The 12,835-nt window shown below is 76.1% G+C and carries 9 protein-coding genes; 5 read left to right on the forward strand and 4 right to left on the reverse strand.

Features of this window, described 5'->3' with window-relative positions; translation table 11 throughout:
• Positions 1-28 precede the first annotated feature (28 nt).
• Both K330_RS0100685 and K330_RS0100690 read left to right on the forward strand, forming a co-directional pair.
• Positions 29-1,357 carry an isochorismate synthase gene (locus tag K330_RS0100685; RefSeq protein WP_022919936.1) on the forward strand — a complete coding sequence of 443 codons (1,329 nt, stop codon included), beginning with the start codon at positions 29-31 and terminating at the stop codon, positions 1,355-1,357.
• 41 nt (positions 1,358-1,398) lie between these two features.
• Positions 1,399-1,908: a GNAT family N-acetyltransferase gene (locus K330_RS0100690; protein ID WP_022919937.1), complete on the forward strand. Its 510-nt coding sequence runs from the start codon at positions 1,399-1,401 to the stop codon at positions 1,906-1,908.
• Here K330_RS0100690 and K330_RS18170 read toward each other — a convergent pair.
• Positions 1,884-3,158, reverse strand: coding sequence for an MFS transporter (locus K330_RS18170; protein ID WP_022919938.1), 1,275 nt, complete (start codon positions 3,156-3,158; stop codon positions 1,884-1,886). The genes K330_RS0100690 and K330_RS18170 overlap by 25 nt on opposite strands.
• Positions 3,159-3,258: 100 nt before the next feature.
• On the opposite strand from K330_RS18170, the gene K330_RS18175 reads away from it, so the two are divergent.
• On the forward strand, positions 3,259-4,560 hold the full coding sequence (locus K330_RS18175; protein WP_022919939.1) for a GNAT family N-acetyltransferase: 1,302 nt from the start codon (positions 3,259-3,261) through the stop codon (positions 4,558-4,560).
• A gap of 121 nt (positions 4,561-4,681) precedes the next feature.
• On the opposite strand, the gene menD is transcribed toward K330_RS18175, so the two are convergent.
• A complete protein-coding gene (gene menD / locus K330_RS0100705; RefSeq protein WP_022919940.1) occupies positions 4,682-6,406 on the reverse strand; it encodes a 2-succinyl-5-enolpyruvyl-6-hydroxy-3-cyclohexene-1-carboxylic-acid synthase in 1,725 nt (574 codons plus the stop codon).
• Positions 6,407-6,519: 113 nt separating this feature from the next.
• Between menD and K330_RS0100710 the strand changes: the two genes are divergently transcribed.
• Both K330_RS0100710 and K330_RS0100715 read left to right on the forward strand, forming a co-directional pair.
• Entirely contained in the window at positions 6,520-8,019 is a 1,500-nt protein-coding gene (locus K330_RS0100710) for a gluconokinase (RefSeq protein ID WP_022919941.1), read from the forward strand.
• A complete protein-coding gene (locus K330_RS0100715; RefSeq protein ID WP_022919942.1) occupies positions 8,016-10,316 on the forward strand; it encodes a helicase-associated domain-containing protein in 2,301 nt (766 codons plus the stop codon). Before K330_RS0100710 ends, K330_RS0100715 begins: the two co-directional genes overlap by 4 nt.
• Before the next feature lie 16 nt (positions 10,317-10,332).
• On the opposite strand, the gene trxA is transcribed toward K330_RS0100715, so the two are convergent.
• Together trxA and K330_RS0100725 are read right to left on the reverse strand one after the other, a co-directional pair.
• Entirely contained in the window at positions 10,333-10,710 is a 378-nt protein-coding gene (gene trxA, locus K330_RS0100720; protein WP_022919943.1) for a thioredoxin, read from the reverse strand.
• A 94-nt stretch (positions 10,711-10,804) separates the two neighbouring features.
• Positions 10,805-12,754, reverse strand: a complete 1,950-nt coding sequence (locus K330_RS0100725; RefSeq protein WP_272944666.1) for a M13 family metallopeptidase — start codon at positions 12,752-12,754, stop codon at positions 10,805-10,807.
• Between the last annotated feature and the right edge of the window lie 81 nt (positions 12,755-12,835).

The raw sequence follows: 12,835 nt of genomic DNA on the forward strand, positions 1-12,835 counted from the left end.
CTTCCAGACCGGCCTACAGTGGTCCGCTGTGCCGTCGCTTCCGCCCCCGTCCCGCCTGCGCGTCCGCAGCGTCCCCGTGGACGTCACCGGTGACCTGCTGACCCGCGTCCCCGACGAGGTCGACCCCCGCGAGGTGGTGACCTGGCTGCGCGAGGGTGACGGCATGGTCGGCTGGGGCCGCGCCGCCGTGGTGCGCACGACCGGGTCGCGGCGCTTCGCCGACGCCGAGGACTGGTGGGACCGGCTGCGCGCGCTGGCCGAGGTCGAGGACGAGGTGAGGGTCGCCGGCAGCGGGCTGGTCGCGTTCGGCTCCTTCGCCTACGCCGCCGACTCCTGCGACACCAGCGTGCTCACGGTCCCCCGGGTCGTCATCGGCCGGCGGGACGGGCAGGCGTGGGTCACGCACGTGGTCCTCGACGAGGAGCCGTGGCCGGCCGCCCACCCGGCCCGGATGCTGGCGCGCAGCAACCCTCGTCTGCAGGAGCTGGACCCGGTCGTCGAGAGCGAGGGCACCGTCCCCGCCGACCGCTGGCCGCAGGTCGTCGCCCGCGCCATCGACCGGATCGGCTCGGGAGCGGTCGACAAGGTCGTGCTGGCCCGCGACGTCACCGTGCGCCACCGCGACGGCGGCATCGTCCGCGTCGCGCCGGTGCTCGAGCGGCTCCAGCGCAGGTATGCGGCCACCTGGACCTTCGCGGTCGACGGCCTGCTCGGCGCGACGCCCGAGATGCTCGTCCGCCTGCAGGGCGGCCGGGTGCGCTCCCGGGTCCTGGCCGGCACCATCCGCCGGGGCGCGCACTCCATACCCGACGCGCCGCAGGGCGACGGCAGCACGGCGCACCCGGTGGACCCCCGGCTGCGCCTGGTCAGCAGCGTCAAGGACCTGGAGGAGCACGCCTACGCCGTGCGGTCCGTCGCCGACGCCCTCGATCCTCACTGCTCCGACCTGCAGGTGCCGGCGGCGCCCTACGTCCTGGAGCTGCCGGACGTCTACCACCTGGCCACCGACCTCACCGGGCAGATGCGCAGCGGCGCCACGTCGCTGCGGCTGGCCGCGGCGCTGCACCCCTCCGCCGCGGTCTGCGGCACGCCGACGCACGTCGCCGACGGCGTCATCGCCGAGCTCGAGGGGATGGACCGGGGGCGCTACGCCGGGCCGGTGGGCTGGGTGGACGGCGACGGCGACGGCGACTGGGGCATCGCCCTGCGCTGCGGCGAGCTCGCCGCCGACCGGCGCTCGATGCGGATCTTCGCCGGTGGGGGCATCGTCGCCGCCTCCGACCCGCACGCCGAGCTGGCCGAGACCGAGGTCAAGCTGACCGCGATGCGGCACGCGCTGGGGCTGGCGACCCGATAACCGCCTGACGCGGCGGCCGCGGCTGGGTCAGGATGTCGTCCATGCCTCTCGTGCTGCGACCCCCGACGACCGAGGACGAGCCCGCCCTGCGGGCGCTGCACGAGGAGCTCGCCCCCGAGGGCTTCGAGGTGGTCCTGGCCGACGGCTCGTGGCCGGAGGTGCTCGCGCAGGTGGAGCGGGAGGCCTCCGGCGTGGGGCTGCCGGAGGGTCGGGTGCCGGCCGACTTCCTCGTGGCCGAGGTCGACGGTGTCGTCGTCGGCCGGGTCTCGGTCCGCCACCGGCTCAACGCCTTCCTGCTGGCCGAGGGCGGGCACGTCGGGTATGCCGTGGGGCGCGCCCACCGACGGCGCGGGCACGCCACGGAGATGCTCCGCCAGTCCGTCGTGCGGCTGGCGGCCCTGGGGGTCGACCGGGTGCTGGTGACCTGCGACGACGACAACGTGGCGTCGGCACGGACCATCGAGGCCAACGGCGGCGTGCTCGAGGACGTGGTGCCGGTCGGCCCGGGACGCCCGGCGAAGCGTCGCTACTGGATCGCCACCGCGGGCTGACGCGCGGACCTGCGCTCCCGCATCACCGGTGCCAGCGCAGACATCACCAGCAGGAAGGCCACCACCAGCAGCAGCGCCCGGTCCAGGCCGACGGCCTCGGCGAGCACCCCGATGCTCGGCCCGCCGAAGAGGAACGCCCCGTAGGCGATCGTCGAGACGACGGTGATGGCACGGTTGCCGCGCCCGGGGACCTCCCCGGCCGCCGACATCGCGGCCGGGAAGACGGCCGAGACGCCCAGCCCCCAGAGCAGCCCGCCGACCATGGCGGCCGCCAGGCTCGGCGCCATGGCGACCGTGACGATCCCGACGGCCGCCAGCAGCCCACCGCCGCGGACGAGCGCGGCCCGGCCGAAGCGGTCGATGAACGGCCCGCCCACCAGGCGCCCGACGGTCATCGTGACGTTGAACCCCGTCAGCACCAGCGCGCCGTAGGCCTCCGGCGCCCCGTGGACGTCGACCAGCAGCAGCGCCAGCCAGTCGTTGGCCGCCCCCTCCCCCAGGGCGGCCGAGAGGCACACCAGCCCGATCAGCAGCTCGGCGCCGGTGAGCCGTCGCCGGGCGGAGGCGGTGGGAGCGCCCTCGCCAGCGCCGGCATCGGCCTCGCCGGTCGGCGCAGCGCCCGCGGCAGCGGCCTCGCCGGTCGGCGCAGGCTGCTCCCCGGCGTCCTCGTGGTGCTCCGGCACGAAGCGGACGGCGGCGACGAGCGCCACGAGGGCGGTGGCCGCCGCCACGACGGGCAGCTGGACCAGCCCCACCCCCTGCCACGCCGCGAGCGCGCCGGTCCCGGCGCCCAGGACGGCGCCCGCGGAGAAGGCGGCGTGGAAGTAGGGCATCCACGACCGGCCGCGCCGCCGCTCGACGTGCGTGGCCTGGATGTTCATCCCCACGTCCCAGACGCCCACGGCGGTGCCGGTGGCCGTCAGCGTGAGCATGAGCGCCGGCACGGAGGGCACGACCGACAGCGCGGCATACCCGGTGCAGGCCAGCACGACGCAGGCCGACACGACCCTCCGGCTGCCGAACCGGTCCACCAGCCGTCCGGTGAACGGCATCGCCAGCAGCGAGCCCAGCCCCATCCCCATGAGCGCGAGGCCGAGCTCGGCCTTGTCGGCGCCGATCGCGTCCCGCAGCGCCGGGACCCGCGCCAGGGCCTGGCCCATCGCCAGCCCGGCGGCGGCGAAGACGACCAGGACCGCCACGACGGACCCGGGGCGCGGGTCGGTGGTGTGCACGGCCGGCGGCTGCGGCACGGGTCCTCCTGGGGGCGCACGGGTCAGGTCAGTCGGCAAGGGTATGCCGTGGCGCCGAAATGGGTGGCACGCGCCCACGGGCGGGCACGAGACTGTGCCCGTGACCGACGACCCGAGACTCATCGACCTGACGCCTGAGGACTACCCGCGCATCAAGGACCTGGACGACACCGTCTGGTTCGAGGTGGTGCCCGGCCAGACGCCGGAGGACCTGCGCGACCACCTCGACCTGCGCCACGCCCGTGCGCTGGAGCGCACCGGTGAGCCGCTCCCCGGCGAGGCCCCCACCGACCGCCCGCCGCTGGTCGGCATCTACAGCGCCTACGACATGGCGGTCACCGTGCCGGGGCCGCGCGACACGCTGACCCGGGTGCCGATCGACGGCCTGACGTGGGTCGGGATCCACCCGGACCACCGGCGCAAGGGCCTGCTGACCCGCCTGATGAAGGACCACCTGCACCGCGTCCACGACCGCGCCGAGTGCGCCGTCGCGGGGCTGCACGCCTCGGAGGCCGCGATCTACGGGCGCTTCGGCTACGGCTGCTCGAGCCTGGACGTCAAGCTCACGCTCGGCCGCGGGGCCGAGCTCACAGCGCCCCCGGCGGTGGCGGAGGCGGCCGACGGGGTGCAGCTGCACATGGTCACGCTGCCGACCGAGCAGGGCATGGCCGCGCTGCACGAGGCGCACCTGGCCAGCGCGGCGACGACCCTCGGCGCGGTGACGCGGCCCGACGCCATGGCCCTGACCTGGTGGCGGGACTACCCCAAGGCCCGCGGGGAGAAGGAGAAGCGCCGCCTGCTGCTCGCGCGCCGGGACGGACGGCTCACGGGGTATGCCGCGCTGCGCCGGGAGAGCAAGTGGGACGACGCCACGCCGCAGGGCACGGTCCAGGTCGTGGAGCTGGCCGCCGCCGACGACCCGACGCTGCTGGCGCTCGTGCGGCGGCTGGTGAGCTTCGACCTCACGAGCAAGGTCACCCTGTGGAGCCGCTCGGTCGACGACCCGGTCATGTGGTGGGCGGGCGGGCCGCGCTCGGTGGACCTGCGCGCCTACGACTCCCTCTGGCTGCGTCTGGTCGACGTGCCGCGCGCCCTGACCGAGCGGGGCTACGCCGCCGCGTGCGACGTGGTGCTGGAGGTCGAGGACGCCCTGTGCCCGTGGAACGCCGGTCGTTGGCGGCTGGCCGTCGACACCGACGGCCGGGCCACCTGCGCGTCCACCGACGAGGTGCCCGACCTGACGGTCCCCGTCGCGCTCCTCGGCGCCGCCTACGGCGGTGGCCGGTCGCTGGCCTCCCAGGTCCCCACGCTCGGTGGCACCGAACACACCCCGGGCGCGGTGCGGCAGCTGTCCCGCGCGATGCGGGCCGACACCGAGCCCTACGGCGCGATCGGCTTCTGAGGCGGCGCTGCGGGCGCCAGGTCCGTGGTGAGACGGTCCCGTGCCCGGGAAGACGTCCGGTGCCCGGGGAGCTTCCCCGGCACCGGACGGCACCTGCGGCGCGCGGCGGGGATGCGGGCGGTCAGCGCAGCCGGTCGCGCAGGGGACGGTGGCCGGCACGGTCGACCGGCACCTCCACCACGCGTATGCCGCGCGCCGGCTCCGCGAGCGCGTCCGCCAGCTCCCGCAGCGACCCGGCACGGGTGTGCGGCACCCGGTGCGCGGCGCACAGGGCGGCCAGGTCGGTGCCGTGGGGCGTGCCGAAGACGCGCTCGGTGGCCGCCGCCGCCACGTCGGTCGCCGACCTGGCCGCCTCCCCGTACTCCAGGGTCGAGAAGATCCCTCCGCCGTCGTCGTTGACGACCACGACCGTGAGCTCGGGGCGCGGCTCGGCCGGGCCGACGAGCAGCCCGTTGGTGTCGTGCAGGAAGGTCAGGTCGCCGAGCAGGGCCACCGTGCGCCCCGACCCCTGGCACAGGGCTGCACCGACAGCCGTGGACACCATGCCGTCGATGCCGGCCAGACCGCGGTTGGCGACCACCCGGCACGGCTGCGTCCGGCCCGGGTCGAGCACCAGTGCCAGGTCGCGCGGTGCGTTGCTGGAGCCGAGGACGAGCAGGTCCTCCGCCGCGAGGTGGGTGGCGACGACCCCGGCGACGGCCGGACCGGTGACCGGGGCGCAGGGCCCGTCCAGGCCCACGGCCTCGCGCACGAGCGGCGTGAGCGACCGCCCGGCGGCGACCCACGAGGCGACCCACGACCCGGCAGCCGGTGCGCGCGGGGGCGGCTCCCACAGCACGTCGTCGGGGTGCACCTGGTGCACCACGTGGCCGGGGTCGGTCCAGGACGGCACGGCCGACACCTGCTCGACCCGGACCCCCGGCAGGCGGGACAGGGCTGCGAGCTCGCGGAAGAGCGTCAGCCGCCCCACCACCACGACCCGGTCGGGCCGCAGCGCCGCCCACGCAGGATCGTCGGCGCCCGCGACGCGCGTGGCCACCAGCACGCCGTGCGGCACGACGTGCGCGCCCCCGGGCAGCACGCCGAACGGCTCGGCCAGCACCGGCCAGCCGGCCTCCTGCGCCCAGTCGAGGGCGCGCCGGGTCAGCTGAGGCTCCGGCAGGTCACCGAGCAGCACGACCGTCCGCTCCCCCGCGGCGAGGGTCGGTGGCACGCGTCGCGCCGACGGGGTGACATCGGTCCACGGCCGGCCACCCTCACGCCCGGCAGGAGCGGACCGCAGGCTCGCCAGGTCGGGGGCCAGGGGGTCGCGCAGCGAGACGTTGAGGTGCACCGGCCCGGCGGGCGCGGACGGCCAGCCGCACGAGGCCAGGAGCGCTCGGCACACCGTCGTGCGCCAGTGCGCGTTGGCGGCGGTCGTGACCGACCCGGGGGCGGGCAGGTCCGCCTCCCACCGCACGGCCCCGGCGAAGATGCCCGGCTGCACCGTGGTCTGGTTGGCACCGGTGCCGCGCAGCTCGGCGGGGCGGTCGGCGGACAGCACGACCAGGGGTATGCCGCTGTGGTGCGCCTCGAGGACGGCCGGGTGCAGGTTGGCCACGGCGGTGCCGGAGGTGGTGACGACCGGGACGGGCAGGCCGGACGCGCGCGCCATACCCAGGGCCAGGAAGGCGGCCGAGCGCTCGTCCACGCGCACGTGGAGCCGCAGCCGGCCGGCCCGGTCGGCCTCCTCCAGCGCGTAGGCCAGCGGCGCCGAGCGGGAGCCGGGACACAGCACCGCCTCGCGGACCCCGCCGCGCACCAGCTCGTCGACGAGCACGGCGGCCAGGGCGGTCGAGGGGTGCACGGGCCGATCCTGCCACGCCGGCCGACCGGCCCGGACGGGACATGTCCGACGTGCCCGGGGCGGGTGCGTCCGGGGGCACGGCCACCGCCGCCGCGCCCGTAGAGTGGTCGCCTATGGCCTCTGCCTTCGACATCGAGCTCAAGGACGCCGTCCCACCGCTGGTGCTCGCGGTCGACGTGGGCTCCACCGCCACCCGCGGCGCCGTCTACGACGCCCACGGCCGCCCGGTCGGGCGCCGCGCCAAGGTCCCGCACTCGTTCACGACCGGCTCCGACGGCACCTCCGAGATCGACGCCGAGCAGGTGGTCGACGAGGTCAAGACCGTGCTGGACACGCTGACCGCCGCCCTGGAGGGCACCCCGGTCGGCGGTGTGGCGCTGGACACCTTCGCCTCCTCGATGGTGGTCGTCGACGCCGACGGCACCCCGCTGACCCCCTGCTTCACCTACGCCGACAGCCGCTGCAGCCGGCAGGTGCTCGCCCTGCGCGAGGAGCTCGACGACGAGGCGCTGCAGCAGCGCACCGGCACCCGGGTGCACGCCAGCTACTGGCCGCCCCGGCTGCGCTGGCTCGCCGCCACCCGTCCGGAGGTCGTCGAGCAGGCGGCGCACTACCTCTCCCTGGGCGACTACGTGCTGCTGCGGCTCACCGGGACGCTGGCGACCGGCACCTCCACCGCGGCGTGGACCGGCATGGTCGACCGGCACACGGCCGAGTGGTACCCCGAGCTGGTGGAGATCGCCGGCATCCGCCCGGACCAGCTGCCGCCGGTGCACCACCTCGACCAGCCCGTCGAGGTCCAGCCCGCCCGCGCCGCCAAGATCGCCAGGCGCTGGCCGGTGCTGCAGGACGCCCGGTGGTACGCCCCCATCACCGACGGGCTGGCCGCCAACGTGGGTCTGGGCGCCTACGACGAGACGAGCATCGGAGCCTCGTGCGCCACGTCGGGCGCGCTGCGCGTCCTGGTGCGGGAGATGCCCGAGGAGCTGCCCGAGGGCCTGTGGTGCTACCGGGTCTCGCACGACCGCGCCCTGGTCGGCGGGGCGCTCAACGACGTCGGGCGCGCGCTGGCGTGGGCCGACGTCACGCTCGCCGTGGACCAGGTCGCGCCCGAGGACCTCTCGAGCGCGCTCGTCGCCGAGCCGCACGAGACGACGCCCCTGGTGCTGCCCTTCTTCACCGGCGAGCGCAGCACCGGCTGGGCCGCCGGGGCGCGCGCGGTCATCACCGGCGTCGGGGCCGCCTCCGCCCCGGTCGAGGTCTACCGCGGGGTCGTCGAGGGGATCGCGCTGTCCTACGCCCGCATCGCGAGCCAGCTGCGCGAGGTCGCCCCGCAGCCCGAGCGGCTCTTCGCCGGCGGCAGCGTGACCAACGACCACCCCGAGCTGCTCCAGGTGATGGCCGACGCCATGCGCACCCCGGTCACCCCGGTGCGGATCAAGCGGACGACCCTGCACGGCACCGCGCTGCTGGCGCTGGAGAGCCTGGCTCCCGACGTGCGCCGGGCCCGCCCCGAGCGCGGCAAGGCGCTGGTGCCCGACTACAACCGCCGGCCCTACTACACCGAGCGGTTCCAGCGCTTCGAGCGGGTCTACGAGGCCCTGTTCACGTGACGCCCGCACGCGCCGGGGCCGGACGCGGCACGTCCGCGAGGTCGCTCGCCGACGACCTGCGGGCGCGCGACGACGAGGAGCTGGCACGCCTGCTGCGGCGCCGCCCCGACCTGGCTCGCCCGGCCCCGGCGGACGTCACGGCTCTCGCGGCCCGCGCGACGACCCGCACGAGCATCCAGCGGGCCCTCGACGGCCTCGACCTGGCGCACCTGCAGGCGCTGGAGGCCGTCGTCGTCGCCGCCCCCGCGCAGGGAGCCGACGTCGCCGCCCTGCTCGGCACCTCGCGACGCCGGGCCGAGGAGCTCGTGGCGCACCTGCGCGAGGTCGCGCTGTGCTGGCGCGCCCCGGAGGGTATGCGGCCCGCGCGCCCCGTCGCCGACGTGGTCGGCGACCCTGCCGGGCTGGGGCCCGTCCTGCCCGGCGTGCCCGAGGGTCCGCAGCTGCGGGGGCTCCTGGCCGACCTCGAGCCGCGGCAGCGCCAGCTGCTCGACGCCCTGGCCTGGGGACCGCCGGTCGGCGCGCTCGGCCTGCCCGCCGACGGCGCGTCCGCCCCCGGACCGGTCGCCGAGGCCGGGCGGGCGCTGGTGGAGGCCGGGCTGCTGGCCCGCGTGGACGAGTCGCACGTGCAGCTGCCGCGCCAGGTGGCGCTCGCGCTGCGCGGGGGCCGCCTGCACCGGCACTCGGCCAGCGAGGCGCCCGAGGTCGAGCACACGGCCCTCGACCCGGACGTGGTGGACGCCGCGGCGGGCGGCCGGGCCGCCGACCTCGTCGTGCTCGTCACCGAGGTGGTCGACCTGTGGGGCGCGCGCCCGCCCCGGGCGCTGCGCACCGGCGGGGTGTCGGTCCGCGACCTGGGGCGCCTGGCCAGCCACCTGGAGATCGGCACCGACGAGACCGCCTGGCTGCTCGAGACCGCCCACGCGGCCGGCCTGCTGGCGCTGGACGACGGGCAGCGCCGCAGCACCGAGGACCCTGCCTGGGTGCCGACCACCCGCGCCGACGACTGGCTGGCCGACGACCCCGGCCGGCGCTGGGCCGCCCTCGCGCGGGCCTGGTGGACCATGTCCTCGGCGCCGAGCCTGGTCGGCCCCGGTGACGGCGGGCGCGTCAACGCCCTGTCCACGCAGACGTCATACCCCCTGGCGCGGCTGCGTCGCCACGACGCCCTGGCTGCCCTGGCCACCCTGCCCGCCGGCGCGGCACCCACCGAGGAGGGGCTGGCCGCGCTGCTGCGCTGGCGCCACCCGCTGCGGGCGGCCCGCTCCGGCGAGGACCACGGCGTCGGGCTCGCCGTCGTGCTGCGCGAGGCCGAGTGGGCCGGGGTGCTCGCCCGCGGCGCGCTCTCGGGGCCCGGCGCCGCCGTGGTCGCCCGCGACGACAGCCCCCAGGACGCCGAGGACCCCGTCGCACGGGCCGCCGCGCTCATGGAGCCGCTGGTGCCGCCCGCGGTCGACCACGTGCTCCTGCAGGCCGACCTGACCGCCATCGCGCCCGGCCGGCTCGACGGCCCGGTCCGCACGCTCATGCACCTCGTGAGCGACGTGGAGTCGCGGGGCGGGGCCACGGTGCACCGGTTCAGCGAGATCAGCGTGCGCCGCGCCCTCGACGTGGGCTGGACCGCCGACCGGCTGCTCGCCGAGCTCGGGGCCGCGTCGCGGACCGGTGTCCCCCAGCCGCTGGACTACCTCGTGCGGGACGTGGCACGGCGTCACGGCCAGGCGCGGGTCGGTGCGTGCGCGGCCTACCTGCGCTCGGACGACGCCGCCCTGCTCGACCGCGTGGAGCACGACCGCGCCCTCGGCATGCTGCAGTGGCGCAGGGTCGCCCCCACCGTGCTCGTCACCCCGGTGCCCGCCCCGACCGTGCTCGACCTGCTGCGGGAGGAGCAGTACGGGCCGGTGGTCGAGGGCGGTGACGGCGGGCTCGAGCTGGCCACGGCGTCGCTGCGGCGCACCACGGCCCGCTCCCCCGCCCCGGTCCACGTCAGCGGCGTGGACGACGACGTCGCCCGCCAGGTGGTGGCGCTCATGCGCCGCGGCGAGGGCGCGCGCACCTCGGGGCTGGACGAGGCGGGGACGCAGACCGACCCGATGGTCATCAGCTCGGTGCTGCGCGAGGCCGCGGTGTCCGGCGACGCCGTCTGGATCGGGTATGCCGACGAGGTGGGCGGGGTCTCCACCCACCTCGTGCGGCCGGTCGCGGTGGAGGCGGGCCGGGTGCGGGCCGCGGTCGGCGACGGTGACGTCACCCGGACCTTCCTGCTCCACCGGGTGACGAGGGTGCGGACGGCCGACTGACCTCCGGCGGGGCCGGTCAGGGCTGGGAGGCGGTCGCCTGCTGCTCGGCGAGCTGGGCGCGGATCTGGTCCATGTCGAGGTCGCGCACGGCCTGGATCACCTGCTCCAGGCCCGAGGCGGGCAGCGCGCCGGCCTGCTCGAAGACGAGGATGCCGTCGCGGAAGGCCATCAGGGTGGGGATCGAGGTGATCTGCGCCGCGGCCGAGAGCTGCTGCTCGGCCTCGGTGTCGACCTTGCCGAAGACGACGTCGTCGTGCGTGCTGCTGGCGGCCTCGAAGACCGGTGCGAACATGCGGCACGGGCCGCACCAGGAGGCCCACCAGTCGACGAGGACGATGTCGTTGTCGGACAGGGCGGACGAGAAGGTGTCGGCGGTCAGGTTGACGGTGGCCATGGGGTTCCTCCGAGGTCGGGACGGTGTCGACCGGGTCAACACACATACCCCTATGGGTATTTCCGGGCGCTTCCGCAGACCCGGAGGCGCCCGGTCAGAAGACCCTGACGCGGTCCTTCGGCGCGAGCCACAGGCCGTCGCCCTCACCCGTGCCGAACGCCTCGTGGAAGGCGTCGACGTTGCGCACGGTGTTGGCGCGCAGGTCGGCCGGGGCGTGGGGGTCGACCGACAACAGCCGGCGGGCCTCCTCCTCGCGGGCGACCGTGCGCCAGACCGACGCCCAGCCCAGGAAGAACCGCTGCTCACCGGTCCACCCGTCGAGCTCGGGCGCCTCACCGCCGGTGGCGATGGTGTAGGCCAGGTGCGCCAGCTCCAGCCCGCACAGGTCGCCGATGTTCTCGCCCACGGTCAGGCCGCCGTTGACCGTGGCCTCGCCGCCGGGGATGTCGCGTGGGGAGAGGGTGCTGAACTGCTCGACGAGCCGCTGGGCGCGCTCGTCGAAGCGGGCCCGGTCGTCCTCGGTCCACCAGTCGGTCAGCGACCCGTCGCCGGCGTAGCGGCTGCCCTGGTCGTCGAATCCGTGACCGATCTCGTGCGCGATGACCGCGCCGATCCCCCCGTAGTTGACGGCGTCGTCGGCCTCCACGTCGAAGAACGGCGGCTGCAGGATGGCGGCCGGGAAGACGATCTCGTTGAGCATCGGGTGGTAGTAGGCGTTGACCGTCTGCGGGGTCATCAACCACTCGTCGCGGTCGATCGGCCCGCCGACCTTGGCCAGCTGTCGGTCGGTCTCGAACGCCGCGCCCCGGCGCACGTTGCCCACGAGGTCCTCGGGGTCGAGCCGGTATGCGGTGTAGTCGCGGAAGGTCGGCGGGTGGCCGACCTTGGGGCGGAAGGCGGCCAGCTTCTCCAGCGCGCGCTCCTGGGTCTGCTGCCCCATCCACTCCAGCTGCCCGATCCGCTGCCGGAAGGCCTCGGTGACGTTGGCGACCAGCTCGGCCATCCGCTCGCGGGCGGCGGGCGGGAAGTGTGCCTCGACATACATCTGGCCGGCGGCCTCGCCGAGGAGCGCCTCGACGAGCGCGACGCCGCGCTTCCACCGCTCCTTGTTGCTCGGGGTCCCGCTGAGCGTGCGGCCGTGGAAGTCGAAGTGCGCCTCGACCAGGTCGTCCGTCAGGTAGGGCGCGAGGCCGTCGAGCAGACGTACCGCCAGCCACGCGCGCCAGTCCGCGACCGGCACGTCGGCCAGGGCGGCCCCGACCGCCGTCAGCACGTCGGGCTGGCGTGCGACCACCTGCGCCATGGCGGTGTCGGGCACGCCGAGCCCCTCGGCCCAGGCGTCCCAGTCCCAGCCGGGCGTCCGCCCCGCCAGCTCGGCCCGCGTCAGGCGGGTGTAGGACCGCACCGCGTCGCGCGCGCTCACCCGGTCCCAGTGGGCGGCGGCGATGCGCTCCTCCAGGGCGTAGAGCCGGTCGACCGCGTCGGCGCCCAGGTCGAGGCCGGCCTCCTCGAGGACAGGCGCCGCGAGCTGGAGCAACCGGCCCAGGTAGCCCTGGTAGGCCTCTCGGACGGCCGCGTGCTCCTCGGCGGTGTAGTAGGCCTCGTCGGGCAGTCCGATCCCGCCCTGGTGGACGTAGACGATGTAGTCCTCGGGGCTGCCGGCGTCGGCGGTGACCCACACCCGGACCAGCCCGTCGGCGCCCTCGCGCTCCTGCTGCCCGGCGACCCGGACGACGTCGGAGGGGGTGTCGACGGCCGCGACCCGCCGCAGCGGCTCGACGAGGGGGGCCAGGCCCGCGGCGGCGACGCGGTCGGTGTCCATGAAGCTGGCGTAGAGCGCCCCGACCTTGCCGGCGGGCGTGTCCAGCTCGGGCTGCTGCTCGGCGGCACGCTCGATGAGCTCGCGCACGGCCGCCTCGGCGTTCTCGCGCAGCATGTCGAAGGCACCGTAGCGGGCCCGGTCCTGGGGGATCTGCGCCGTGGCCAGCCAGGTGCCGTTGGCGTGGGCGAAGAGGTCGTCCTGGGGGCGGACCGAGAGGTCCATGTGGGCTCGGTCGATGCCGTGGTGCATTACCTGTCCTCGTCGTCGGGGGCGGAGGTGCTCTGGTCAGGGCGGACGCTTGAG

This window comes from Ornithinimicrobium pekingense DSM 21552, assembly GCF_000421185.1.
Classification (GTDB): Bacteria; Actinomycetota; Actinomycetes; order Actinomycetales; family Dermatophilaceae; genus Ornithinicoccus; species Ornithinicoccus pekingensis.